General features: G+C 62.0%; 27 protein-coding genes. 8 read left to right on the top strand and 19 right to left on the bottom strand.

Features of this window, described 5'->3' with window-relative positions; genetic code table 11:
• Positions 1-74: 74 nt before the first annotated feature.
• The 3 genes from HMPREF9695_RS05590 to HMPREF9695_RS26580 all read right to left on the bottom strand — a co-directional run bounded on the left by HMPREF9695_RS05590 (position 75) and on the right by HMPREF9695_RS26580 (position 2,374).
• Positions 75-1,343 (bottom strand): DNA-packaging protein, encoded by a 1,269-nt coding sequence (locus tag HMPREF9695_RS05590; RefSeq protein ID WP_006019843.1) that lies wholly within the window; start codon positions 1,341-1,343, stop codon positions 75-77.
• Positions 1,330-2,055, bottom strand: a complete 726-nt coding sequence (locus HMPREF9695_RS05585; RefSeq protein WP_006019842.1) for a hypothetical protein — start codon at positions 2,053-2,055, stop codon at positions 1,330-1,332. The genes HMPREF9695_RS05590 and HMPREF9695_RS05585 overlap by 14 nt, the downstream gene beginning before the upstream one ends.
• 154 nt (positions 2,056-2,209) lie before the next feature.
• Positions 2,210-2,374 carry a hypothetical protein gene (locus HMPREF9695_RS26580; RefSeq protein WP_006019841.1) on the bottom strand — a complete coding sequence of 55 codons (165 nt, stop codon included), beginning with the start codon at positions 2,372-2,374 and terminating at the stop codon, positions 2,210-2,212.
• Positions 2,375-2,842: 468 nt separating this feature from the next.
• On the opposite strand from HMPREF9695_RS26580, the gene HMPREF9695_RS05580 reads away from it, so the two are divergent.
• On the top strand, positions 2,843-3,373 hold the full coding sequence (locus tag HMPREF9695_RS05580; RefSeq protein WP_006019840.1) for a hypothetical protein: 531 nt from the start codon (positions 2,843-2,845) through the stop codon (positions 3,371-3,373).
• Between the two features lie 125 nt (positions 3,374-3,498).
• Here HMPREF9695_RS05580 and HMPREF9695_RS27130 read toward each other — a convergent pair whose 3' ends face one another.
• Positions 3,499-4,182 (bottom strand): response regulator, encoded by a 684-nt coding sequence (locus HMPREF9695_RS27130; RefSeq protein ID WP_347335798.1) that lies wholly within the window; start codon positions 4,180-4,182, stop codon positions 3,499-3,501.
• Positions 4,183-4,323: 141 nt separating this feature from the next.
• Between HMPREF9695_RS27130 and HMPREF9695_RS05565 the strand changes: the two genes are divergently transcribed.
• On the top strand, positions 4,324-4,566 hold the full coding sequence (locus HMPREF9695_RS05565; RefSeq protein ID WP_006019837.1) for a hypothetical protein: 243 nt from the start codon (positions 4,324-4,326) through the stop codon (positions 4,564-4,566).
• A gap of 100 nt (positions 4,567-4,666) precedes the next feature.
• Here the strand turns inward: HMPREF9695_RS05565 and HMPREF9695_RS05560 are convergent, their stop codons facing one another.
• The 4 genes from HMPREF9695_RS05560 to HMPREF9695_RS05545 form a co-directional block, all read right to left on the bottom strand.
• The gene (locus HMPREF9695_RS05560; RefSeq protein WP_006019836.1) at positions 4,667-5,377 is read right to left on the bottom strand and encodes an RES family NAD+ phosphorylase; all 711 of its coding nucleotides are present in this window, start codon (positions 5,375-5,377) and stop codon (positions 4,667-4,669) included.
• A complete protein-coding gene (locus tag HMPREF9695_RS05555; RefSeq protein WP_006019835.1) occupies positions 5,374-5,772 on the bottom strand; it encodes an MbcA/ParS/Xre antitoxin family protein in 399 nt (132 codons plus the stop codon). The genes HMPREF9695_RS05560 and HMPREF9695_RS05555 overlap by 4 nt, the downstream gene beginning before the upstream one ends.
• Positions 5,773-6,344: 572 nt before the next feature.
• Positions 6,345-7,928, bottom strand: a complete 1,584-nt coding sequence (locus HMPREF9695_RS05550; RefSeq protein ID WP_006019834.1) for an MDR family MFS transporter — start codon at positions 7,926-7,928, stop codon at positions 6,345-6,347.
• A 192-nt stretch (positions 7,929-8,120) separates the two neighbouring features.
• Complete coding sequence (locus HMPREF9695_RS05545) at positions 8,121-8,639, bottom strand: YcgN family cysteine cluster protein (RefSeq protein ID WP_006019833.1); 519 nt, start codon at positions 8,637-8,639, stop codon at positions 8,121-8,123.
• A 323-nt stretch (positions 8,640-8,962) separates the two neighbouring features.
• On the opposite strand from HMPREF9695_RS05545, the gene HMPREF9695_RS05540 reads away from it, so the two are divergent.
• Genes HMPREF9695_RS05540 through HMPREF9695_RS05530 form a run of 3 tightly spaced genes read left to right on the top strand, consistent with a single transcriptional unit; the run spans position 8,963 to position 12,399 of the window.
• Positions 8,963-11,233, top strand: a complete 2,271-nt coding sequence (locus HMPREF9695_RS05540; protein ID WP_006019832.1) for a transglycosylase domain-containing protein — start codon at positions 8,963-8,965, stop codon at positions 11,231-11,233.
• A 24-nt stretch (positions 11,234-11,257) separates the two neighbouring features.
• Positions 11,258-11,836, top strand: coding sequence for a DUF1214 domain-containing protein (locus HMPREF9695_RS05535; RefSeq protein WP_006019831.1), 579 nt, complete (start codon positions 11,258-11,260; stop codon positions 11,834-11,836).
• Positions 11,833-12,399, top strand: a complete 567-nt coding sequence (locus HMPREF9695_RS05530; RefSeq protein ID WP_006019830.1) for a DUF1254 domain-containing protein — start codon at positions 11,833-11,835, stop codon at positions 12,397-12,399. The genes HMPREF9695_RS05535 and HMPREF9695_RS05530 overlap by 4 nt, the downstream gene beginning before the upstream one ends.
• Before the next feature lie 70 nt (positions 12,400-12,469).
• Here HMPREF9695_RS05530 and HMPREF9695_RS05525 read toward each other — a convergent pair whose 3' ends face one another.
• From HMPREF9695_RS05525 to HMPREF9695_RS05510, 4 genes are all read right to left on the bottom strand, one after another.
• Positions 12,470-13,087, bottom strand: a complete 618-nt coding sequence (locus HMPREF9695_RS05525; RefSeq protein ID WP_006019829.1) for a TerC family protein — start codon at positions 13,085-13,087, stop codon at positions 12,470-12,472.
• 221 nt (positions 13,088-13,308) lie between these two features.
• Positions 13,309-13,812: a hypothetical protein gene (locus tag HMPREF9695_RS26865; RefSeq protein WP_245258716.1), complete on the bottom strand. Its 504-nt coding sequence runs from the start codon at positions 13,810-13,812 to the stop codon at positions 13,309-13,311.
• Positions 13,781-14,509, bottom strand: coding sequence for a hypothetical protein (locus HMPREF9695_RS05515; protein ID WP_006019827.1), 729 nt, complete (start codon positions 14,507-14,509; stop codon positions 13,781-13,783). Before HMPREF9695_RS05515 ends, HMPREF9695_RS26865 begins: the two co-directional genes overlap by 32 nt.
• A gap of 57 nt (positions 14,510-14,566) precedes the next feature.
• Complete coding sequence (locus HMPREF9695_RS05510; RefSeq protein ID WP_006019826.1) at positions 14,567-14,773, bottom strand: hypothetical protein; 207 nt, start codon at positions 14,771-14,773, stop codon at positions 14,567-14,569.
• Between the two features lie 126 nt (positions 14,774-14,899).
• Between HMPREF9695_RS05510 and HMPREF9695_RS05505 the strand changes: the two genes are divergently transcribed.
• On the top strand, positions 14,900-15,895 hold the full coding sequence (locus HMPREF9695_RS05505) for a DUF2336 domain-containing protein (protein WP_006019825.1): 996 nt from the start codon (positions 14,900-14,902) through the stop codon (positions 15,893-15,895).
• Positions 15,896-15,897: 2 nt separating this feature from the next.
• Here HMPREF9695_RS05505 and HMPREF9695_RS05500 read toward each other — a convergent pair whose 3' ends face one another.
• The 3 genes from HMPREF9695_RS05500 to HMPREF9695_RS05490 form a co-directional block, all read right to left on the bottom strand.
• Positions 15,898-16,245, bottom strand: coding sequence for a DUF1491 family protein (locus HMPREF9695_RS05500; RefSeq protein WP_024921679.1), 348 nt, complete (start codon positions 16,243-16,245; stop codon positions 15,898-15,900).
• A gap of 86 nt (positions 16,246-16,331) precedes the next feature.
• Positions 16,332-16,961 (bottom strand): peptidoglycan-binding domain-containing protein, encoded by a 630-nt coding sequence (locus tag HMPREF9695_RS05495; protein WP_006019823.1) that lies wholly within the window; start codon positions 16,959-16,961, stop codon positions 16,332-16,334.
• Positions 16,954-18,714, bottom strand: coding sequence for a PAS domain-containing sensor histidine kinase (locus tag HMPREF9695_RS05490; RefSeq protein WP_006019822.1), 1,761 nt, complete (start codon positions 18,712-18,714; stop codon positions 16,954-16,956). Before HMPREF9695_RS05490 ends, HMPREF9695_RS05495 begins: the two co-directional genes overlap by 8 nt.
• Positions 18,715-19,223: 509 nt before the next feature.
• Between HMPREF9695_RS05490 and HMPREF9695_RS05485 the strand changes: the two genes are divergently transcribed.
• Positions 19,224-19,685 (top strand): DUF5330 domain-containing protein, encoded by a 462-nt coding sequence (locus HMPREF9695_RS05485; protein WP_006019821.1) that lies wholly within the window; start codon positions 19,224-19,226, stop codon positions 19,683-19,685.
• A gap of 113 nt (positions 19,686-19,798) precedes the next feature.
• Positions 19,799-20,224: a SufE family protein gene (locus HMPREF9695_RS05480; protein ID WP_041711911.1), complete on the top strand. Its 426-nt coding sequence runs from the start codon at positions 19,799-19,801 to the stop codon at positions 20,222-20,224.
• A 5-nt stretch (positions 20,225-20,229) separates the two neighbouring features.
• Here HMPREF9695_RS05480 and HMPREF9695_RS05475 read toward each other — a convergent pair whose 3' ends face one another.
• From HMPREF9695_RS05475 to HMPREF9695_RS05460, 4 genes are all read right to left on the bottom strand, one after another.
• Positions 20,230-20,835: a DUF6456 domain-containing protein gene (locus tag HMPREF9695_RS05475; protein WP_006019819.1), complete on the bottom strand. Its 606-nt coding sequence runs from the start codon at positions 20,833-20,835 to the stop codon at positions 20,230-20,232.
• On the bottom strand, positions 20,832-21,206 hold the full coding sequence (locus tag HMPREF9695_RS05470; protein ID WP_006019818.1) for a helix-turn-helix domain-containing protein: 375 nt from the start codon (positions 21,204-21,206) through the stop codon (positions 20,832-20,834). The genes HMPREF9695_RS05475 and HMPREF9695_RS05470 overlap by 4 nt, the downstream gene beginning before the upstream one ends.
• Positions 21,207-21,363: 157 nt before the next feature.
• Complete coding sequence (locus HMPREF9695_RS05465; protein ID WP_006019817.1) at positions 21,364-21,777, bottom strand: Ros/MucR family transcriptional regulator; 414 nt, start codon at positions 21,775-21,777, stop codon at positions 21,364-21,366.
• Positions 21,778-21,969: 192 nt separating this feature from the next.
• Positions 21,970-22,965 (bottom strand): hypothetical protein, encoded by a 996-nt coding sequence (locus HMPREF9695_RS05460; protein ID WP_006019816.1) that lies wholly within the window; start codon positions 22,963-22,965, stop codon positions 21,970-21,972.
• Positions 22,966-23,059 lie beyond the last annotated feature (94 nt).

Here is a 23,059-nt window from a genome sequence, read left to right as displayed (position 1 = left end):
GGTTCTGCGAAGCAGCGCCAGGCGCTGCATCGCGCCCGGGACACGGCATCGCATGATTCAATCAATTCTTCTCCTCACAACCCCCGCACCCGCGGCTGTGCCCGCGTGGTGAACGTCAGCGACGCAATCGCCCACACCAGCGCATCGAGCCGGTCCGGTGAGCGGCCCGACGTCAGTCCGCCCGGACCGAAGTCGCACATCTCGTCTTCCAGCGCTGGAAAACTTCCCGCATGCCTGACGCGGCCCTGCTCGTAGAGTGTCGCGACGGGCTCGGCGCGCAGATACTTGCCGCGATGCGCGCGCACGGACACCACCGGGACGCCGGCGTCGACCTCGCCGATGACCGAACGCACCATTTCTCCGCCCTGGTTGACCTCCGCCACAAGTGCATCGGCTTCCAGCTTTCGCCACAGTGCGATGGCCTTCGCTGCCCACACCGCAGGCGTCGCCTGCGACACCGTCTCGTCGGCGATCACATAGATCGCGCCCTCGCCCGTGATGCCCGCCGCGACAATGCCGCAGGCGTCCGCGCGCTTGCCAGACGAGGCCGGCGGATCGACCGCGACCACGATCCGCGAAAGCGGCGGCGCGTCGCTCACACGGCAATTCTCGATCAGCGTGCGCGACCACAGCGCGTCGGGGCGATCCTCGATGATCTCGCCGTCCAGTTCCTGCTGCCCGAGCCGCGTATCCTTGTAGCGCGCGAGCACGCCCTTCAGGAATGTCGGCGCAAGATGATAGGCGTTGGCCTGTGTGCCTGCGCGCGTCACGACACTGGTCGGCTCCAGCATCAGCCGCTTGATCAGCGCGGTCGGCCGCGGCGTGGTCGTGATCAGCTGCCGCGGCTGATGGCCGAGACGCAAACCGAATTGCAGCATGTCGAAGGTCGCCTGCGCATAGCGCCACTTCGCCATCTCGTCGGACCAGGCGCAGCCGAATTGCGGCCCGCGCAGACTTTCGGGATCTTCCGCGGAGAAGGCATAGGCCACAGCGCCGTTGCTCCATTCCAGCCGCCGCCGCGACGAGATCCACACCGGCCGTTCGTCGCGGCGATGAACGGCGAGCAGGCCCGAGACCCCCTCGATGACGACCTCCCGCACATCGTGTTCTGTCTCGCCGACCAGCGCGATGTTGGTCACCGGCGCATCGGCCAGAGGCGCAAGCCCGAGCGCCTGCGCCCTCACCCATTCCGCGCCGGCGCGTGTCTTGCCGGCGCCGCGCCCGCCGATCAGCAGCCATGTCAGCCAGGGCTGGCCATTCGGGGCCAAGAGTGGCGGCACCTGATGGTCGTGCGCGAACACATCCCACCGGCCGAACAGCAGCTCGAGTTCAGCCCGGCTCATCCCCTCGATCAGAAACCGGCGCTGCGCTTTCGACCAGCCCTTCCAGGCGTCGCGAAAGCTCGCGGCGGAATTCGTCGAGGTCTCGGGGGATGGCATCGTCATCGGCCTTCGCGTTGTCGTCAGTCCCACGCTCCTGCTCACGCAGCCGCATCACTTCTTTCAGTGTGCGCGCGAGTGAGGCCAGCACGCGGGCGCGGCTTTCGGTCTCGATGCGCTGCGCCGGATACAGCCGCGACGGATTACCCACGATGCGCTCGATCTTCGACAGTTCGCGCTCGATCGCGTCGCTGACCCGCGCAACCATCGACGTCGCCGGCGTATCGCCCGGCGGCGGATCGGCCGCGATGTCGGTGGCCGTCTGCTTTCTGGGCTTGAGACGCGTGGTCCGCCGCGCGCTGCGCGCCGCGATCGCCTCGTTCGCGGAATGATCGTGCGGATCGGCGACAAGATTGCCGGGATGTTCGTGAGTGACTTTCGCACGCGGACGCTTTTCCTTTTCAGGCTTCGCCGCGAGGGGCTTCCTTGCAGTCTTCGGAGCAATCTTTCCGGCGCTGGTCTTTTTGACAGGCGCCTTCTTGACCGCAGTTTTCCTGACGGTTTTCTTGGCAGTTTTCCTGGCAGTTTTCCTGGCCGTCTTCTTCACGACCGTCTTGCGTGCAGCCTTCTTCGCCCCCGGCCTCTTGACCGGAGCTGAAACAGGCTTTTTCGGCATTGTGAAAGCTCTCACTGAAACGAAAACGCCGCGCTCAAGGCGCGGCGATCAACTGGTTATTGCTGTCATTGCCGGGCTCGACCCGGCAATCCATTTTCTTAAGGGCTTTCCGGCGCATGACACTCAGAGCATCACGCGATGCCGTTCAGCGTACCTACGTCCTGAAGAAGACGAACCAGATAATTGCCAGCACGAAGATCGCGGCGATGGTGCTGACGGTCAGCAGCGCCAGGACGGACGGTCCCGGCTCCGCCTGCCGCGCCTCTGTCGGCGTTTCGACAACCCGCCGATGGCCTTCTGCGTGTTCGACTTTTGCCATTGCGTCCTCATTCACTGGAATGCGCGAAACGGCCCGCGCAGCATATGAAGGGCAACGCCCGATGGCAGATGAGGTTCCTGATCGAACCGATGCCGCCGCGTGCATGTCTCTCAGGCACAACTCTGGAGCATGTCAGAACCCTACTGCGGGAGCGTTACGCTGTCAAGGACTATTTTCCTAACAGCATGTGGTGAGAAGTACCTTGATCTTTACCTTGCCGGGTATGACTTACGCTTCCATCACCGGATCAAACTTGGTTCAACATTCTGTCACGCCCCCCCCAACAACAGGATAGCCCACAAAATGACTTTGTGGAGTCGCGTTATTTAGATTTAGCAGACGACTTCAATGATTTACTTTTTTGCGTTGCTGACTTCGGAATATCTTTCAACGGCTTTGGCGGCGACGTAAGCGCGCCAGAAACGTTGCCTTGTTTCTTTGTCTGAAAATTTCTCGGAGTCTTTTGCCATGACCGAAGAACCAAAAATCCGCATTGGAGACGCTAGACCTCTTACAACGCATGATTACTTAAAGATGCTATCGGAGCAATCCGAAGCGGGGAACGCTTTGGTCTTGGCCGGTCTAGTTGAGGACTGGCTTCAAAAGCTGCTCATGCATTCCACGCGATCATTGTCGAACACACTGGCCACAAAAATTTACGATGGCTACGGCCCGCTCAGTCAATTTTCCCAAAAGATCGAAATTGCGTACATCTTTGAGCTTATTGATGAGGACGTTTATGACGAATTGCGCGCCATAAAGGAAATTAGAAACCGCTTTGCCCATACTACTGTATTCCGCAATTTCAAATCTGAGGAAGTCGCGAAAGAATGCCAGCGGCTTAAGGGCTGGAAAAAGAACGGCGACAATCAAATGCTATATCTTGAAAGGACCAAGGCTTGCGTAGAAGCAATCAGCAAAAAGATTTCTCTCAAGATTCTTGTGGGCGCTTTGAAGGACGCCCCTGGGGTAGATGATCGCACATTGCCCGATAGATAACGGCAACGTTCTCGCGATCGTCTCCAACCTCATGATGAAACGAATATAAAAGGGGAGCTCCCGCCTCGATCATCTCAGCGGTGACTTAAACTCGGGAGATTTGCCTGCTGCTCAAATCCGGTCCGTCAGTGCACCGTGTGCCGCTGGCGCGAAATCTCGGCCTGCCGCAAAATTTCAAGCGGCAGCCACGGCTTCTGCATGAACATGGCGTTGTCGGGGACATCCTCGATGGCCTGCTCCGATGTCACGATGACATCGATATGCGGAAACCGCTCCATCGCGATCCACGCCAGTTCGATTCCCGACATCTCGCCGTGAAGATCCGCGTTGGTGAACATCAGCATCAGGTCCCCGCCGGTTTGTTCAAGCACGGCGGCGGCCGCCTCGGCGCTCCTGCACTGAATGACGTTGAGATCGCTCTCTTCGAAAATCAGGCTGACGAGCTCCCGCTGCAGCTGATCGTCTTCGACGACCAGCACAGTCTGTTTCAGGGCGTGTCCCATGGGATCTCCCCTTTCCATGAAGAAAGGCAATGCACGAAGGCAGGAGAAGTTCGCCTGATGCCGAGGAACCAAATCAGCAATGTCACGTTTTCCTTCGCGATACGAGCTACACCATCGAGGTACATCGTGAAGCAAACCGTCGATCGCGTGATGAAGGCGTTCGTACAAAAGCATAAGGCGATGACGCCCGAACAGGAGCGCCGCGTTCGCGATGAGGTTTCCGATTTCGTTGCGAAACTTCTCGAGAAGCGCGCGTCTCAGCTCACCAAATTCGGCAATGCGCGGCTGCGGGAAACCGAGCCGCATATTTAGTTCTCATTCGACAGAAGCTACCGCAAAACTGCATACCCGCCTGACCGAGGCGGGTTTTCATCGCCGAATGGAACTCCGCGGGAGGAACCGGAATCCTCGAAAGCCGTTTCCACCTCACAGTGTGGAGACCCGATCATGACAGCTCAAGAGCATGTTCTCGACGCGGTTCTACGGGCACAGGGCGTTCTGGCCGACTATATCGAACCAGGCCCGCGCGACTGTGCCCAGACGCTTACCAAGCTTTACGCGATCTTCGCTGACGACAGGCTGACCAACGCCGTCAACACTCTGAACCTGGAAGCCGTTCACGCGGCAATGGCGTCGGCGGATACGTCCAAGCAGATATTCACCTCTCCTCGTCGTCGAACCAGCGGTTGACGCGGCCGCCATTCGTATCGCGCGCCGCTCCTGCGGTCACATCGTATGGGATAGCGATGAGCAATCTGGATCGTGGTGGCTCGCAACACGACTGGTGGCGCTAGGACGCGCTCACCCACCTCTCCTCCTTGTAGTCGAACCAGCGGCTGAAGCGCCTGCCGTTCCATTCGTATTGCAGATGCCGCTCCTGCATGGGAACGCCGGCGACATCCGGCCAGAACGCGGCGATGCATGAGCCGCCCTCGTCCCGCACGCTCGGATAGACGATGCCGTCGCTGCCGTCGTCGCGCAGCTTCAACGCAAACGGCCGGCTGTGCGCGTAGCTCTCGCTGTCCAGGATCAGCCGCCTTGTCTTGTCGTCGAGCTTCGTCACGTCGTGAAGTTTCGCATCGACGTGACCGAGCAGCACGCGCATGTCTTCCCGGCGCGGCGGGTCGCTGGAATCCGCCGCGAAGCGCGCGAAGTGATAGCCGGTTTCCTTCACCGCGGTTTGCAGCGACCGCGCGGCGTAATAGACGCCGTAGCTGCCGTCCGAAAAACGCGAGCCGTTGCGGTTCACATGGGTGAACGGCGCCATCACCCACGATGCGTTCGGCCCGCTCACGCGCCGCTCCGGCGGCACCAGCGCGATCTCGCCCGCCTCGTCGCGCAGCCGTGGATTGGTGGCTTGTTCAAGATCGGTTAGCACATCACATACCGCAGGATCATCCGAGACGCGCTCAAACAGCGCGATCGGCGGATAGCGCGAGGCGATGATGCGCCATGCTTCCCGCCAGCGCACACGCGTGGTGTCAGGTGCTTTTGCCGTCACGACCACGGCGCGCGCGCGGCATCGACATACGCGCGCACCGCCGCGAGATCCGTCACGTCACCGGCGGTCATTCTGGCCAGCGGAGTCTGTCCGGCGAAAGAACGGTTCGGACGCAGCACCCAGCCGTCGGCCAGCGCGGCATCGGAATAAATGATCTGCAACGCCTTCCAGATGCCGGCGACATAGCCGATCCGGCGCAGCGTATCGTCCGGCAGGCGCGCGGCCTTGCCGCTCTTCCATTGAAAGAACGTGCGCTCCGGGGGGTTGCCGAGGATGCGCCGCGCGTCGCTGTTGCCGACGCCCCAGCGGGCCATGATGCGGAAGAAACCTTCCAGCGCGAGGCCGTGACGGTCGGCAGGAACAAGTTCCGATACTGTCTGCGGTTTTGCAGGCATTTGCCTATCCTCTGCAATCTTGCATAAGATAGGAACCTTGCCTGCGGGCGTCAACGGCTCATCCGGCCGCTGTGGGGCCGCCGGAATGACACTTCTGGAGCATGCCGGGACCGTAACCCGGCAGCGTCACGCTGTCAAGGATTTATTTCCTATTCTATGGACAACCGCGCGGCCCATCCGGCGTCGGTCGCATCACTCAGTGACTTCCTCTTCAAGAAGTAGCCGCGCGGGCCGGGATGCAGACTCCCCTCGCAATCCGCTGCGGAATACGCCTCTCGCAATAGCTGTTGCAGACGGGCCCGTTCAGTCTGGTGCATTTCGCCATGCACGCCTGATAGGTGCAGCTCACACCCGAAGGCCGGGAGGCAGCCGCCGCCCCCGGGAATGAGGTTGCACTTGCGATCAGATGCACGATCAGCCAGGCCGAGTTCAGCACGCCACTGCTCCGTTCGCGGAGTGCAGCACGACAGGGGATCGCGTGCAACGCAGCCGGACACCTTGTTGCCATTCCCGCCTTATACGCCGAAGTTTGTCACCGTTTCGCCTTATCGCGCAAACAGCGGGATCAATCCCTACTCCGCCATCTCGGCGGGGGCCTGTTGCGGCCCCGCCAGCGGGCGCTCTTCCATCAGGATCACCAGCGTCGCGGCGGTCGTCAGCAGAACAGCGGCGGCGGCGAACACGTAGCGGAACGCGACGATCATGTCGCTCGCGGCGATCGCATGCTTCGAGCCGATCTGATGCTCGGCGCCGATGGTGAGGTTGCCGCCGAGCACCATCAGCAGGATCGCGGTGAACACCGCAACGGTGAACGACGCCATCAGCGAGCGGAAGAAATTCATCGCGCCGGTCGCCGTGCCGACCTGCATGCGCGGCACTGCGTTCTGGATCGACACAACGCTGACCGGGAACACCGTGCCGAGACCCACCGCCATGAACGACAAGGCCGCGAGCAGTTGCCACAGCGGCAGCGGCGTCGCTACTGCGAGCGCAGTCGCCGCACACGCTGCGACGGTCACACCGCCGATGGCCGCGCGCTTGTAGTGTTTGGTGAACATCATCGCGCGGCCCGCGGCCCATGCGCCGAGCACCGACACCGCGACCAGCGGAATCAAGGCGAGGCCCGCTTCACTCGCGGACAATCCGTACACCACCTCGTAGTAGAGCGGCATGTGCACTGTAAGGCCGATCATCGTGCCGATGGCGCAGCCGCCCGCCGCCATCGCGTACGGCACCACCGATCCCGACAGCAACGGAATCGGCAGGAACGGTTCACTGGTGCGCTTCGCATGCCAGACAAATGCGACGCCGAGAAAAAGCGCCGATCCGATCATCGCGATAATCGCGGGCGATGCCCATGCGAAGCGGTTGCCGCCCCATGTCAGCACCAGCATCACGATCACGGCGGATGCCATCAGCAGCACGCCGCCAAGCCAGTCGACCTTGCGCCTGCGGTGGAACACGGGAATCTTTTTCATCTTCGGCAGCAGCAGCGCCAGCGACAGCGCGCCGAGCGGCAGGTTGATCCAGAAGATCACCGACCAGTGCAGATGTTCGGCGAACAATCCGCCGAGCACCGGGCCGCCGATGCCGGCCGCGACCCACACCGACGAGAAATAGGCCTGGTACTGGCCGCGTTCGCGTGGTGTCACCACGTCGGAGATCACCGTCTGCACCAGCGGCAGGATGCCGCCGCCGCCGATGCCCTGAAGGGCGCGCGCGAGAATCAGCGTCAGAATGTTCGGCGCGATGGCGCACAGCACGGAGCCCAGCAGGAACAGCGCCAGCGAGACGATGATCATCGCGCGGCGGCCGTAGATGTCGCTCAGCGTGCCGTAGACCGGCGCGACCGCCGTTGATGAAAGCAGATAAGCGGTGATGACCCACGACAGATTGCTGACGTCGTGAAACTGCCGGCCGATGGTCGGCAGCGCGGTCGCGACAATGGTCTGGTCGAGGGCGGTGAGGAACATCGTGAGCATCAGGCTCAGCAGGATGGTCCGCACTTCGCTCTTCGAGAGCGGCGGCGCCGGCACGATCGGCGGCGCTTCCGACAGATCGATCACTTCGGTGGCGATGTTGGCAACGTCGTCCGGTGTATCCAGCGCCTGCGCCTCATCGGCCATATCGCCGCGCTGTCGATGTGTCTCGGTCATGAGGCTGGACGAGGTCCGGAAAATGTTTCTGAAGAAGGATCAAGCCGCAAATGACTTGAACTCGAAATGTACGGGATGACACCAGTTTTATCCTGTTTCGCGCGGCTTCATAAGCGGCGCAGGCGCATGGGTGCACCGCGCGGAAGGACCATCACGTGGGCGTTATCCGACGCCTGATATACCGTGGATAGGTTACTTGGACGGCGGCCGCTGCTTCAGCCGCGCCCGCTTCGGAATCACGCCGGGCCACTGCACGATGTGGTCCTCGAGATCGGCTTCCTCGATCTCGTCCTCGCTGCCCCAGACCCTGCCCTGCACCGAAACGCCGGCTTCATGGACGGTGTTGGGGTCGCCGGAAATCAGTGGGTGCCACCAGTACAGATCGCGGCCCTCGGCCACGAGCTTGTAGCCGCAACTCGGCGGCAGCCAGTTCAACGTCCGGACGTTCTCCGGCGTCAGCCGCACGCAGTCGGACACCTTGGCCGAGCGGTTGGGATAGTCCTTGCAGGCACACAGCCCGGCATCGAGCAGCCTGCAGGAGATGTGGGTGAAATAGATCTTGCCCGTATCCTCGTCTTCCAGCTTTTCCAGGCAGCAGCGCGCGCAGCCATCGCACAGGCTTTCCCACTCGCTGTCGGACATCTCCTCCAACGTCTTGGTTTTCCAGAAAGATTCGCTTTGGGTCGAGGGCGGCCGAGGCCGGGCTGTCATGGCTTTGAACCTGCTGGGATCCTGAAGCGTCCTTACGCTGATATGGTGCTTTATGAGCCTTGGCGGCTGTTGCGCAAGCGGCAAGGTGCCGGTCGGTGTTGCCGGCGCTGAAAAACGTGGGCAGCATTCACCGTCATCATTAAAAAACCAACGCGGCCATTGGTTTATGGTTCATGGTCGGCTAGAAGATGGCGGATTCCCGCTGGCAAAATCGGGCCTCCGGTCGCCTTGGGGATGCCGCAAATTGATCAGCATCGTTTAACCAGCGCTTTTCATCCGGCGACTCGTGATCCCGTTTCGCCGCGTCATTATCAAGGGTTCCGGTGCGCCAGATCGTACCCAGCGAGTGGAAGAAATGGTTCCGGCACTTCCTGCTGGACCTCGACGCGCGAATTGATTCCTCGCTGTTTAATTCGGCTGTCGGCCTGCGCGAGCTCTGGGAGCGCTATTCGACCTTCATGGATCGCTTCTATGTCGGCCGCTGGAAGCGCTGGGTTTTCATCGAGCCGCTCTCCGAAGGCGCAACTATCGGTCTCGCCGGCCTTGTTCTGATGCTCGCGCTGGCCATCCCGGCATTTCGCGAAACTTCCGATGACGACTGGCTGAAGAAATCCGATCTCGCCGTGACATTCCTCGATCGCTACGGCAATCCGATCGGCAGCCGCGGCATCAAGCACAACGATTCGATTCCGCTTGAAGATTTCCCCGACAACCTGATCAAGGCCACTCTCGCCACCGAGGATCGCCGCTTCTACGATCACTTCGGCATCGACGTCGCCGGCACGGCGCGCGCTCTGATGACCAACGCGCAGGCGGGCGGCGTCCGGCAAGGCGGCTCATCGATCACGCAGCAGCTCGCGAAAAACCTGTTCCTCAACAACGAGCGCACCATCGAGCGCAAGGTGAAGGAGGCGTTCCTTGCGATCTGGCTGGAAACGCGGCTGACCAAGAACGAAATCCTGAAGCTCTATCTCGACCGCGCCTATATGGGCGGCGGCACCTTCGGCGTCGACGGCGCGGCGCACTTCTATTTCAACAAGTCCGCGCGCGACGTGAACCTTGCTGAAGCCGCGATGCTCGCCGGCCTGTTCAAGGCGCCGACCAAATACGCGCCGCACATCAACCTGCCCGCAGCCCGCGCCCGCGCCAACGTCGTGCTCGACAATCTGGTCGACGCCGGTTTCATGACCGAGGGCCAGGTGTTCGGCGCACGCCGCAATCCCGCCAACGCCGTCGACCGGCGTGACGAGAACTCGCCCAACTATTATCTCGACTACGCCTTCGACGAGATGCGCAAGCTCGTCCTGACATTCCCGAAGTCCTATATCGAACGTGTCTTCGTGGTCCGCACCGCCATCGACATGAATGTGCAGCACGCCGCGGAATCCGCCGTCGAAAACCAGTTGCGCCAGTTCGGTCGCGACTATCACGCGACCCAGGCTGCCGTGGTTCTTGCCGATCTCGATGGCGGCGTGCGCGCCATGGTGGGCGGCCGCGACTACGGCGCCAGCCAGTTCAACCGCGCCGTCGATGCGATGCGCCAGCCCGGCTCCTCGTTCAAGCCTTACGTGTACGCCACTGCGCTGATGAACGGCTTCACGCCAAAATCCATCGTGGTAGACGGCCCGGTTTGTATCGGCAACTGGTGCCCGCAGAACTACGGACGTTCGTATTCCGGTTCGGTGACGCTGACGCAGGCGATCACGCGCTCCATCAACGTCGTGCCCGTCAAGCTGTCGATCGCGATGGGCGGAAAAGGTGGCCCGCGCGCCGGCCGCGCGAAGATCGTCGAGACGGCGCGCAAGATGGGCATCACCGCTCCTCTGGTCGATACCCCGTCGCTGCCGATCGGCTCGACCGAAGTGAGCGTCGTCGAGCATGCGGTCGCTTACGCCACGTTCCCGAACAAGGGACGCGCGGTGAAGCCGCATGCCGTGCTCGAAGTCCGGACTGGCGCAGGTGATCCGGTCTGGCGCTGGGACCGCGACGGCAGGAAGCCGACGCAAGCCATCCCGGCATCGGTGGCTGCCGACATGGCGGAAATGATGAGCCACGTGGTCGACGAAGGCACCGCGCGGCGCGCCCAGCTCGACGGCATTCCCGCCGCCGGCAAGACCGGTACGACGAACGCGTTCCGCGACGCATGGTTCGTCGGCTACACCGGCAACTTCACCGCCGCCGTGTGGTACGGCAACGACGATTACTCATCGACCAACCGCATGACCGGCGGCTCGCTGCCGGCGCAGACATGGCACGACGTCATGGTCGTCGCGCACCAGGGCGTTGAAATCAAGGACATCCCCGGCATCGGCGCCGGCAAGAAGCGGCCTGACGCTGTTGCTTCGGCCAACGCGAACGCGAAGGCCTCCGAGGTCAATCCCGGTCCTCCTCCGGTGCTGACCCGGCGCGGTGCGAATATCCTGGTGCGCGTCGAGAAGCTGTTCGATGACGCTGCGAAGACTGTCGCCGTTCCGGGCAAGACGTCCTCGAACGACAACGGCAAGCCGGCGCCGGCCTCCAGCGTGGCTTTCCCGGACAGTTTCGCATCGGCAACCGATCAGCCTGCGGCGGCCCAGCCGCCGCGCAAGAACTAACCGCGTCATGAGTGCGCTTCGATCGTGCGGCTGATCCTCATCACCCTTGTTACACTGATCATAGCAACCATCGTCGGCCTCGGTGCCACATGGATGACGGCGACGCGTGGCGTCGATGTCGGCACCATCAAGATCGGCGCGTGGACCGCCCGGCCCCGGACCGGGACCAGCAGCATCGACCCCTACTCTCGCGCCTCCGTCGCCCGCAGTGGCGAGCTTCCGGTCGGCACCGGTGACGGCGTGTTGTTCACCGCAAACAGGGACGATGCAGGCCGCGCGCTCGACGGACGATGCGATGTGGTCGTGAAAGGCGTGACGCCTGCTGCGCGTTTCTGGACCATGACGATTTACGATACCAAGGGCCAGCTCGTCGCCAATTCGCTCCAGCGTTACGGATTCACCAGCCAGGAAATCGTTCGCGGCTCGGACGGCAGCTTCGAGGTGCGGATCACGTCGCGCGCGCGCGCCGGCAACTGGCTGCCGACCGGCGGCCTTGACCGGTACATGCTGGTGTTGCGGCTCTACGATACGCCGGTCGGCGTCGGAACGCGCACGCAGAAGGATGCGCCGATGCCATCGATCAGCACCGTGAGCTGCCCATGATCCGCTGGCTGTTCGCAATTCTCGGCGGCGTGCTGCTCGGCGGCGTGGTTCACCTCGTGAGCGTGCTGGTGCTTCCGCGGGTCGCGACGCTCGACGCCTATTCGCGTCTCGCTCCGATCACCAAACTGAATGCTGTGACGGCATTGCCGGCTGCTGCGCCGGGCAGCGCTCCGATGCCGTTCATGGACCCCGCCTTCGCCAGCGCCGCCTGCCGCTACGATCTTTCCAGCGGTCCGCTCAAGCTCACCGTTCCGGTGAGCCAGGCCTATACCTCGGTGTCGTTCTACACGCGCAACGATGTCGCCTACTACGCGATCAACGATCGCTCCGCAGGGCGGCGCGTGATCGAGCTCGACCTGATGACGGAAGCACAGCACGCCGAACTGCCGGAAGACGAAGAAGTCACCGCGGCCGACCGCCTGATTATCGACTCGCCGACCACGACCGGTCTCATCGTACTCAAGGCGCTTGCGGCAGAGCCCGGCCTGATGCCACAAGCGCAGGCCTCGCTGGCGGCAGCAAAATGCGGCCTGCAAACCGAAGCACCGCAAGCCAAGCGGTAATTTCCAGATCAGCGACACAAGGTAACGCCGCCCGCAACAACAAGATTGCGGGCGGTACTGCCGATGTCGTTCACTTCAGGTGTGGCCAGATCTCCAGAGCGCCGCGATAGATCATCTCGCCGGCGACATAGAGAATAACCGCGAGGCCGACATAAGCGATCCAGCGATGCTTCTGCAGCAGCTTCGCGATGAACGACGCGGCAAGACCCATCAACGCTATCGACAGAGCCAATCCAAAGACCAGCACCATGGGATGCTCGCGCGCCGCGCCGGCGACCGCGAGCACGTTGTCGAGCGACATCGAGACGTCGGCGACAATGATCTGCCATGTGGCCTGGGCCAGGGTCTTGGTCGGGACTGCTGAGGTCTCACCATCAGGCGTCATAACGTGCTGTTCATGCCCGGCGCTCAGCTCACGCCACATCTTCCAGCAGACCCACAGCAGCAGGATGCCGCCCGCGAGCAGCAGACCGACAATGGCCAGGAGCTGGGTCGTAAGAGCTGCGAAGACAATTCGCAGCAATGTCGCGGCGCCAACGCCGATCAAGATCGCCTTGTTGCGCTGCTCTTTTGGCAGACCTGCAGCAGCAAGGCCGATGACGATGGCGTTGTCGCCCGCAAGAACAAGGTCGATGAGAATGACCTGAACAAGTGCGGTCAGGGCTTCGGGTGTGATAAATTCAAACATAAGCCGGGCTTCCCTATTTTGTGGAAGAGCGGCCCCTGTCACAGGCGAACACGATGCAGCACAACAAGCATCACGCATCGACTTTTCAGTCAGTGCATCACGCTGCCGGACAACAGCCGTATAGTTTAAAGGGCCACTCCAATTGAATTCCAGTCCGACATCGCAGCTTCACGCTGCCAGAGGGGCCCGGCCTGGTCGTCTAGCTTCTAAAACGTCTCCCGTTACTTGGAGTCAGTTCTGCGTTCGAACAGATGCTCGAACAGTTGTGCGACCTGCTCCGGTTCTCCCAGCACGGATGCTGCGCAACCGGTGATAACGAGGCCGCCGGCGACATCCCAGAGATTCAAATTCTCCGTGTTTTTCTTGGTCTTGACCGACAGCGCCGTGATCGCGGCGAGAGCTGCTGCCGCGAAAAACAGCACACTGAGCGCAGGTAGGACCAGATGCGGTTCAAGCGTGTAGAAAATGAACAACGCAGGCACAGCAACGGCGAAACTCAGCGCAATCAGAGTTCCAAAAGATCTTCCGAGAAGAAACAATCTTTCGACCGGGGAACCTGTCATTCCATCCCCCATCTTCTCAGGGCAAATCAGTTGGTTCGATGTCTTGAAAAAAACAAACAACTGATTGCAGGCGGACTCAACGCGGCGTTCCGCCGCGTGTCGGAACGTCGCAGAGATTCTGGATTTTGATTTATCCGCCGACGCGCAGCGCGCGGCCGACAACAGGCGTCGCCTTGATCCACAGTTCCGATGCGCGCTGGGACAATTGAACGATCAGACGATCGGCATCCGCCGCCATCGGATCAGGCGCCTGAATCACCAGCCGGTCCAGCGCCCACCGATACGACGCCACGCGCTGCTGCAGACACTGCTGCGCCCACTGCACGACCAGAACGTTCTCGCGCATTCGCGCCTGCGCGTCATCGTATTCGCGCGGTGAGAGATCGGCAACGATGCCGAGCGCCTTGTTGCGCTTGATATCGAGATCGTTGACTTTCAGGGCGACAGGAATGAACTGATCCAGCATCACGCCATCGTTGCGCACATCCTCGATCAATCCTCCGTAAGCCGCAGCCTGTGACCGGTGCGGCTCGTCGATCATCCGCCGTCCATAGAGCGTCCGATCGAAGACAACGTTCTGCCGCCAGGGCGCTGGTATTTTTTCGTAATCGCCGAACACCGCTTTCCATGCCGGGTGTGAGTGCGGCGGCTCGATGAAGTAATAGGCAAGATCGCGCAGCGACCGCTCCAGATCCGTCAACTGGAATTGCGATGGATAGCCGCCCAGACTCTTGGTCGCCTCGGCGCCGACCCATCTGTGCATGTCTTCATGATAGAACGTCGAGCGGGTGCGGCCGAAATCATCGCTCGGGCAGGCGAGGCTCGCAACGAATGGCAAAAGATAGAGCGGATTACACATCGCGGTCCGGTCTGAAAGCGTTGCCGATCCGGCGAGCCTTTCGCCGGGAAAACCTGTTCAGGAACGCGCCCTGCGCTTGCGGCGGCGTCCCGGAGCCGTTCCCTCCCCCGGTCCGACTCCATCGCTGGTTTCGTCAGCGTAGCGCTCGATCCGGATGGCTGGGAGAATCAGGATCGTTGCCGTTCCCTCGCGCGGGACCATGTTCATGTCCGGCCCGGCGCGCCGCGCCGCTGCATCAGCCGGAAATTCAACAATGATGCCCATATCGATCTCTCCTGACCGCCTGCTTCCTGCGCCGGCGGCACCCGGCCATTAAGAGTGGTCATGGTTAATGGGTTGTTAACAGGCGATCGATAATGTCAGGCCCAGACTTAAACCCGTGTATCCGGCATGACGACACCTCCGATGTTTCACGGCTTCGATGGCCTGATGACGCTGTCCCGGCGCGAGGGCGTCGACATTCGCCCGACGCTGCTTCGCGTGCTGACCGACCTTTACGTCCAGACCAGCGACCACACCCTCGACGAGGAGCGGCAGTTCGCCGAACTGGCCACGCGTCTGATCGATGAGGTCGACGATGCCACTCGCGCCGCAGTGCGCGCCCGCCTGGCGATCTACCCGAACACGCCGCGTGAAATCGCCTGGAAGCTGCAACTGAAACACACGACAGACAGCCGGGTCGTTGTGCGGGACGACGAGCACATCCTTGACGACACGCTTGAGATCGACCCCGCGGCAGACTTCGAGATCGTCTCCGACTCCGAAGCGCCCGCCGCCCCCATCTTGCCCGCGCCGACCCTGTCGATGCAGCCGGACGATGCAGCAAAGCTGATCGAGATGTTTCTGGCCGCCGACAAAGGCCACCGTGCTCAAATGCTGTATGGCCTGACCGATACGCCGCTGAAACCGTCGACGCCGGTCGATCCGCGCCGCGCCGCGCGCGCGGTCACAGCGCTTGAGCAGGCCGCGCTGGCGGCCGATTCCGCTGGCTTCGCCGCCGAACTCGCCGACGCGCTGATCCTGACGTCGCGAGTCGCCACCCAGATCGTCAACGAACCAGGCGGCGAGCCCCTCGCCTGCGCGCTCAAGGCGCTCGGCATGCCGGGCGAATCGTATCAGCGCGTGCTGCTGTTCCTGAATCCGTCGCTCGGCGCGTCGGTCATGGAGGTCTACCGGCTGGCGCGCCTCTACGAGGTCATCGAACTGCGCACCGCACTGATCATGCTTGCCGCATGGCGCGGCTCGGCACTTGCCACCACGCGGGCAAAATATCGCCCTGCACTTTATGACGACGAGCGCCAGCGCGCCCGCTCAACATCCCTGCAATCGCGGCCCGCAGCCCAGCCGGGGACGCGCGTCACTACCCGCAACACGTCTCGCGGCTAGGTTTACGTCTTCGCTATATCGAGGAAGTGACGGCCTTCCTTGTCCTCGACTTCCACAATCCAGACATCCGGATCGAAACCGATCTCCTTCGCAAGACGCGCTTCGATGACCTGCTCGTCGACAGCTTGCGGCGGCGACTGAATGAAGGCCCGTTCCATGGGGTGGCTGTCGTCGTAGGCGGTTTGCGGCGCCGGAACGAACAACATCGCCGTGCCATTCATCAAGGCGATCTTCACAAATACCGCGCCGGCCTCCTCCGCGCCGCGACGCCGGACTGCGCCGAACATGCCGACTCCCTGGCATCGCCGCAGATAACCCGCGACCCAGATGGATGTTTTCAGACGAGACATGAGGCTGGACCGACCGGGCGAATGGAAGACAGAGAGGTGCTACCACAGTCGGAGCGCGGCCTGTCTATCCATTTAAGAGGGGCAGCCTAATCGATCGGCCGTCCCGTCAGAACGGTCAGATCGCGAATCAGGCGGTCGGACAACTGGCCGGTGACTGGCATCTTGCGATCCCGCTCGAACTTCTGGATCGCGGCCTGCGTGTCGGTGCCGACAACGCCGGTAGGTTTTAGCTGGCCATAGCCGTACTCGGTCAAGGCACGCTGAACGGCCGCGATACGCCGCGTCGACACGATCAGATCGCCAACCGGATCGCTCTTGGCCGCGTGAACGACGGCCGGAGGCCGCGGCGCGGCAGACGTTGCAGCCTGCTTCGCTAGCGCAGGCGATTCCAAAGGCTTCTCGACAACACGTGCTTCCGCCTCTGGCGGACGAACGCGCGGCAATGGCGCGGGAGCCGGAGCAACCGCCGGCAGTGACGACACCGAAGCGGTGCTGAACATCGGCGATGGATGACGCCCGGCCTGCAGGAACATCGCATTGGTGACGATGGCGATGACCGCCGCGAGCGCCGCCGTTGCCGCCAGGGTGTCCTTCGGGCTGTGCAACAGAACGCGCATGATCAGGCCACGCTCGGACTCGGCCTCGACCGCCGCAACTGCGGAGGCGCGACGGCGGCGGCGTGGTTTCTCGTCGTCTTCTGCGATCTGTCTAGGCACTTTTCTTCACCTGATAGTCTTGATGTTCGGCGCGCTGGGGCGCCAGGGTCGCGATATTACTGGGCTTCTCGGCCGGCGGCGTGAACGTGATCGGCAACGCCACCGTGACCGTCGTGCCTTCGTCGATCTGGCTTTGCACCGTCATCTCACCGCCGTGCATGGCAACGAGGCTCTTGACGATCGAGAGGCCAAGTCCGGTGCCTTCGTGGCGGCGCTGATAGGTTTTTCCCGCCTGAAAGAACGGATCGCCGATCCGCTTCAGATCCTCGGCGCCGATTCCAACACCGCTGTCGATCACGCGAACCAGCAGGCGCGCCCCTTCGATCCCGGCGGTGACGGTGACCGTGCCGCCGCGCTCCGAGAACTTGATCGCATTGGAAAGCAGATTCAAAACCATCTGCTTGAAGGCGCGCGGGTCGCCGGTGATCTGCGGCAAGTCCGCCGGCGCGCGCGTCACGACATCGATGCCGTTTTCGCGTGCTTTCAAAACCATCAGGTTGCAGCAACTGACCAGGGACTCGCGCGGCGAGAACAGTTCGGGAAGAATCTCGAAGTTGCCGCTTTCCATCTTCGACATGTCGAGAATGCCGTTAACCACCGACAGCAGGTGCAGACCGGATTCGTTGATCAGCTTGGCGTACTCCTGCCGCCGTGCCGCGTCGATCATCATCTCGTCTTCGCGGACGATCATCTCCGAGAATCCGATGATGGCGTTCAGCGGGGTGCGCAGTTCATGGCTCATCGTGGCGAGGAAGCGCGATTTGGACGCGCCTGCCCGCTCAGCCTCCATGTGAGCATTCTCCAGCGCCTGCTCCTGGAGCTTGCGCTCGGTCACATCGCGCATTACCGCAACCACTTCGACACCCGGATCGGTCAGCGATCGCGACGTCGCATCGATCGGGCGGCAGCGCATTTCGATCCAGATGAATTCGGGGGCCGGTGTCCGCTCATGATCAAAGCTGCGTATAGCATCCCGCTTGACGCGAAACTCGACGCTGCGCTCGTCGCCGCTGCGCGCGGCCTCCGAGAGAGCGGTCAGATAGGCCGGCCGGTCGGCCACATGAACACGGTCGAACAGACCATGCTCCTGAAGCAATGCCGCAGGTGTGCCAAGCAGCGCTTCCGCTGCCGGCGAAATAAAACGGATCGCGCCATTGCGGCTATGCCGGGAAATCACGTCGCTGATGTTGTGCGCGAGCAGCCGATAGCGCTCCTCTTCGACCATCAGCAATTTTCTGCTCATCTGCGCCAGCGATTCCGCGCTGAAAGCCAGAGCCGACGCATAGATCGTTGCCGAGGCAATACCGAGCGCATCGAACAGCGAACTGTATGAAGCAGGCACTTTGGAAGCCGGAAGCGCGCCGAAAGCGTCGATCATGACCAGACCCAGCGCGCAACCGAGCGCCAGCACGACGGCAATGACAACGGCACGCCGCGAGGCGGACAGCGCCGCATCGAGCGGAACGGCCACAAGCCAAATCGCCGCGAACGACGAAATTCCGCCGGTATTGATGCAGACCGCCATGACCACCGCCGCCAGCGCGGTCGATGACAGAATGTGCGCGCGCTCATAATGACCTGTGCGCGACAGATAATAGGAGACGAGGATGGGCGCGATCAGCCACGCGAACACCATGACCTCGACTTCCTGCGGAGCGCCGCGAACCGCGAGATAGAGCGGAAGCGATGCAAGCGCCGCAAGGCCGCCGAGCAGCCGCGGCCCGATGAAAGCGCGATGGCGGGCTCTCGTCATCAAATCCCACCGCGCCGATGGATGCAGCAGCGAGTCCAGATGATCACGTATGATGGCGGACAATCTCACGTTGTTCTCACTGTTCGGCCGGTCGTCGTGTCGACTGCCGGAACGCCCCCGTTTTTCGTTTGGCCGATGGTGTCAGAGTGAACTTAAGCGAACGCTAAGGCGCGCTGCCGATAGCAAGTTACGCCGCTCGAATGCGCTGTTTTCGCGGACAATCGGCGATTTCATCCAGCCGAATGGTGAACGCGAAGTTTCCATGCGGCGCGTTATGGTTTCGAAATCGTGCATGGGTCGCGGCCACAGCCGCGTCATTCGAAGCGAAATATTGCTCTTATCAATCGAAAATTTACGCCAAATCAAACCATTCAAATTTTAGACAGCGCAAGAACCGGAGATTTATCCGCGTCTGATACGACACGGGATGATTGCGAGATCAATCGCAACGGGGCGGAGTGCTTCATTGTGTGAAGCCACTCCGGTGAAAGCGACTAACGGGGTGTGAGATGTTTTTCCTCCTTCGCATGGCGTTCTGGCTGGGGCTGGTGCTTGTGCTGCTCCCGACCGACAAGACGCCCGATTCGGACAAGGGTCCGCAGATCGGCGCGTCGGAAGCTATTTCGGCAGCCACCGCGGCCGTGTCCGACATGAGCCAGTTCTGCAACCGTCAGCCGGCGGCATGTACCGTGGGCGGACAGGCGGCGACGGTGATCGGCGAACGCGCGCAGTCCGGCGCCAAGAAGGTTTATCAGTTCATCACCGACAAGGCCGAGAAGAACGAAAAGAAGGCGCCTGATCCCCTCGACAAGGCCGGCAAAAAAGCACCTGATCACACCGGCTCCATTGGCACGCCGGATGACAGCGAGGTCGGCGGACCGGAGATCGCGGCGGTCGTGCATCAGACGTTGACGCAGGACGACCTTGCGATCGACTGGCAGCCGCCAGCCGGGGGACCGGCGGGTCCATAAGACCCCGACAGGCGATTCCGGGCCGAAAAAGGCCCGGAACTTATAGCTATCGATGTCTCGCGATCTCATATAAGGCTCGGACGAGACCTTTTGATATGAGCACGCGGACCGCCATGACCATCGACGAAATCAGGGACAATTTCGAACTGCTCGATGAGTGGGACGACCGCTACCGCTATGTCATCGAGCTTGGCCGCACGCTGGCCCCGATGTCCGATGCCGAGCATTCCCCGCAGAACAAGGTTCAGGGCTGCGCCAGCCAAGTCTGGCTGTCGCGTGACATCGACCGCAGCGGCGACGAGCCGGTGCTGAATTTCAAGGGCGACAGCGATGCGCATATCGTGCGCGGACTGATCGCGATCCTGCTGACAATCCAGTCCGGCAAGACGGCGCGCGACATCCTGGACACCGATCCGATCTCGATCTTCGACGAGTTCGGATTTCGCGAACACCTGACGCCGCAGCGCTCCAATGGGCTGCGCGCCATGGTGGAGCGGATCAAGAACGACGCCCGCGAAACGCTCGCTTCTGCCTCTTAAGATAACTACGGCGTGAAAGCCGCGTCATCCGCAAGCCAGGTCCTGATCGAACCGCCGGTGCCGTGCGCATCGCTGCGCAATCCGTAATGACGCGCCAGCCGGTCGAGCGCCAGCTGCAGCACAACCTTGGCCGAACGTGACGGCCAGCCGCGCTCACGCTCGACATCCTCGAGTCCTCGCAAAAAGCAGCAGACATCGAGCAGAAGCCCGGAGAATTCCGGTCCGCAGGCTTCCAGCGCCCGACGCACGCGCTGGCGCGACGCAACGATCAGATCCGTCATGTCGCTGCCGCCGCCCGATCCTTTCGTCCGGCCGATACCGGTCCAGCTCGACGTCACGCGCGGCGTCATGTGTCCGCGGGTGAAATCCGCGCGCAGGCGTTCACCCGCGATGAACTGATCCGGTCCGATCATGGCGCGCCCATCACGTCCTTTGCGGCGCGCCAGCCACGCCAGCGGGCTTTCGCTGTCATTCACAAGGACCTGGGTCACGCCGGTCTCCGTCATAAGATCGCGCGTTGCGAGATCGAGATGCTGTGCTCGGAACACGTCAACCGCGTCACCGGGAACCTGCGTGGCTGATTGCCGGGTCTTGCTGTCCTGCCGCTTCATCGGACATCTCCACCGGCCGCCGCGCGGCAGATCAGTTCGAGTGTCGCGACACGGCAATCGAACCAGATGTCGTCGCGGCCATCTTCCACGACGCGGCACGCATGGGCGACGGTTGTCCGGTCGCGTCCGAAGGCGTGTCCGATGATCTCGAAACTGAGCCCAAAGCCGATATGGGCGAGGTACATCGCGATCTGCCGCGCGAAGGCCATGCGCTGAGAACCGCGCAGACCGGTTTCGAGAGCGGCAGCGTCGAGACCGAAATCCAGTGCGACACAGGCCGCAACCAAACGGCAGATCTCGTTCGGATGCGGTTCACCGGTGCCGGATTGCGGCGGAGAAAAAGGGAGAGCAGGCGGCTGGAAATCGAGCATCGAAACCTCACTAGGATTTTATACCTATATCCTAGCGACGATGCCAACAGCGGGGATAGCGATCCCCGAAAAAATATAACAGCCGTCCGGACTTGACTCCGGGAATCTCAAATGTGGAATTATTCCTAAGCTGTGGCAAGCCTGGTGTTTTCAGGCCCTATTTCCGGCGGCGCCGCTGCTGGCCAAGGCCCATCTTCTTGGCAAGCTGGGACCGGGCCACCGCATAGTTCGGGGCCACCATCGGATAGTCGGCCGGAAGGCCCCATTTCTCGCGGTACTGCTCGGGGCTCATGTTGTACTGCGAGCGCAGATGTCGCTTCAGGGACTTGAAGCGTTTTCCATCTTCCAGACACACGAGGTACTCCGACGTCATCGACTTCTTGATGGAAACCGCCGGTTTGGCCGGCTCCGCCTGGGCTTCCGTGCCGGAGTTTGAAACCCGCACAAGTGCTGCGTGAATCTGACTGATAAGGGCCGGGATTTCAGCCGCGGTGGTCGCGTTGTTGCTGACATAGGCGGAGACGATCGAAGCGGTCAGGTCGACAAAGCCCTTGGGGGTGGTTTCGCTCATCGTGATGTCTTTCAAATCCGCAAATCAGATGACAGTCGAAAAGCTCTGGCGCACAAGCAAAGGGCCGCCTGTCGACAGTTTCGACGTCATCTATACTTGCAAGTATGAGAGATTTGCTGCCGGACTGACAAGCACAACAAGAATACCGGCGTGTATTTATTTACACTCGGAACGGCCGTCTGTTTGCCGGGATCAGCCGCGCTGATCCAGATGCGCGCGCAGTTCGTCGATCGACGCAAACCGCACCATGCCTTCGGGCATCTGCGCCTCGATCGATCCGTCGGAATACAGCGAATACGCCATCGAATCTACGACTCCCGACTTCACGATAGTGACCGACGAGGCGTCCGCTCGCCGCGGCGGCTGAAACCGCTCGCGGACAGGCTCCGGGGCGTCATGATCGGAGGCCGGCGGCGGCGCGCTCCGTTCATTTCGAGGCAAGGGTGAATCCTGCCGCCCCTTATCGGATTCAAGCCGCGAACTGGGCCAGGCGCTGTCGAATGCGCCTCGCGCCTCCGGTTCCGGCTCGTGACGCTCGAAATCCTCCGCCGGCCTGTCGGCGCTGTCGTCCTGCGGTGAGAGATCGCGCGGGGGCAACTCGCGCGCCTTATCGCGCCGGTGCGACGAGAACATGATGTTGCGGCGCTGGCGCGCAGGCGTTTCCGCCGGAGGCTCGAATGATTCCGTGGCAGGCGCAGGATTGCGCGCGCGGGTGACCGGATGCTCCGGCCATGGCGCCGGCTCATGCGCGCCGAGCGGCGCACGGCCGTGATCGTCGCGGCTGTCGTCGCCGAAATCATCCCGGTCCTGCGCTCCATCGCGCGGCTGATCGCGGGTAAACAACGTGTCTTCGCGGGCGGGCCTTGGGGGCATCGGACGCGGCGTCAGCGGCGGTTCAGGCAGGGTTCGCGCCGGGCGAATAGGCGGAACAGAAGGCTCGATCTCAGCGGCCGGCTCGCGCGGCAACACGGCTGGCGCCGGCAGACCGGTTTCCAGACGGCGCGCCAGGTTCCGGAATTCCCGGCCAACGAAATACAGGCCGATCAGGACCAGCCCGGTGCAGGACACCACGGCCCCGGCCAGGATCATCGTGTTGCCGAAACTGAATTCCTTGATCGGAATTCCGAACACGACCGTCAGAAGGCCGATGCAGAGGATGACCGTTCCGCCGATCAATAGCGCAATCATTACAAGCTCCAAACCCGCGCTAGTGATCCGGTTCTGACATTCGGATCGAATCTCTCCTAGGCACTTTTACGCATGTCAGAACCAAAGGATCCCC

The organism is Afipia broomeae ATCC 49717 (genome assembly GCF_000314675.2).
Classification (GTDB): domain Bacteria; phylum Pseudomonadota; class Alphaproteobacteria; order Rhizobiales; family Xanthobacteraceae; genus Afipia; species Afipia broomeae.
Note: the sequence above shows the minus strand (reverse complement) of the source record. Positions and strands in the feature narration are given on the sequence as shown.

Excerpts from the sequence above, each read along its gene's own strand:
- HMPREF9695_RS05500 (WP_024921679.1), bottom strand. The coding sequence starts at position 16,245 with ATGTCTCGTCTGAAAACATCCATCTGGGTCGCGGGTTATCTGCGGCGA.
- HMPREF9695_RS27130 (WP_347335798.1), bottom strand. The coding sequence starts at position 4,182 with ATGCGGCTCGGTTTCCCGCAGCCGCGCATTGCCGAATTTGGTGAGCTG.
- HMPREF9695_RS05545 (WP_006019833.1), bottom strand. The coding sequence starts at position 8,639 with ATGACAGCCCGGCCTCGGCCGCCCTCGACCCAAAGCGAATCTTTCTGG.
- HMPREF9695_RS05505 (WP_006019825.1), top strand. The coding sequence starts at position 14,900 with ATGACGACACCTCCGATGTTTCACGGCTTCGATGGCCTGATGACGCTG.
- HMPREF9695_RS05465 (WP_006019817.1), bottom strand. The coding sequence starts at position 21,777 with ATGAGCGAAACCACCCCCAAGGGCTTTGTCGACCTGACCGCTTCGATC.
- HMPREF9695_RS05515 (WP_006019827.1), bottom strand. The coding sequence starts at position 14,509 with ATGTGTAATCCGCTCTATCTTTTGCCATTCGTTGCGAGCCTCGCCTGC.
- HMPREF9695_RS05580 (WP_006019840.1), top strand. The coding sequence starts at position 2,843 with ATGACCGAAGAACCAAAAATCCGCATTGGAGACGCTAGACCTCTTACA.
- HMPREF9695_RS05585 (WP_006019842.1), bottom strand. The coding sequence starts at position 2,055 with ATGCCGAAAAAGCCTGTTTCAGCTCCGGTCAAGAGGCCGGGGGCGAAG.
- HMPREF9695_RS05460 (WP_006019816.1), bottom strand. The coding sequence starts at position 22,965 with ATGATTGCGCTATTGATCGGCGGAACGGTCATCCTCTGCATCGGCCTT.
- HMPREF9695_RS05555 (WP_006019835.1), bottom strand. The coding sequence starts at position 5,772 with ATGCCTGCAAAACCGCAGACAGTATCGGAACTTGTTCCTGCCGACCGT.
- HMPREF9695_RS05510 (WP_006019826.1), bottom strand. The coding sequence starts at position 14,773 with ATGGGCATCATTGTTGAATTTCCGGCTGATGCAGCGGCGCGGCGCGCC.
- HMPREF9695_RS05490 (WP_006019822.1), bottom strand. The coding sequence starts at position 18,714 with ATGACGAGAGCCCGCCATCGCGCTTTCATCGGGCCGCGGCTGCTCGGC.
- HMPREF9695_RS05470 (WP_006019818.1), bottom strand. The coding sequence starts at position 21,206 with ATGCTCGATTTCCAGCCGCCTGCTCTCCCTTTTTCTCCGCCGCAATCC.
- HMPREF9695_RS05565 (WP_006019837.1), top strand. The coding sequence starts at position 4,324 with ATGACAGCTCAAGAGCATGTTCTCGACGCGGTTCTACGGGCACAGGGC.
- HMPREF9695_RS05525 (WP_006019829.1), bottom strand. The coding sequence starts at position 13,087 with ATGTTTGAATTTATCACACCCGAAGCCCTGACCGCACTTGTTCAGGTC.
- HMPREF9695_RS05550 (WP_006019834.1), bottom strand. The coding sequence starts at position 7,928 with ATGACCGAGACACATCGACAGCGCGGCGATATGGCCGATGAGGCGCAG.
- HMPREF9695_RS05475 (WP_006019819.1), bottom strand. The coding sequence starts at position 20,835 with ATGAAGCGGCAGGACAGCAAGACCCGGCAATCAGCCACGCAGGTTCCC.
- HMPREF9695_RS05590 (WP_006019843.1), bottom strand. The coding sequence starts at position 1,343 with ATGAGCCGGGCTGAACTCGAGCTGCTGTTCGGCCGGTGGGATGTGTTC.
- HMPREF9695_RS05485 (WP_006019821.1), top strand. The coding sequence starts at position 19,224 with ATGTTTTTCCTCCTTCGCATGGCGTTCTGGCTGGGGCTGGTGCTTGTG.
- HMPREF9695_RS26580 (WP_006019841.1), bottom strand. The coding sequence starts at position 2,374 with ATGGCAAAAGTCGAACACGCAGAAGGCCATCGGCGGGTTGTCGAAACG.
- HMPREF9695_RS05480 (WP_041711911.1), top strand. The coding sequence starts at position 19,799 with ATGACCATCGACGAAATCAGGGACAATTTCGAACTGCTCGATGAGTGG.
- HMPREF9695_RS05530 (WP_006019830.1), top strand. The coding sequence starts at position 11,833 with ATGATCCGCTGGCTGTTCGCAATTCTCGGCGGCGTGCTGCTCGGCGGC.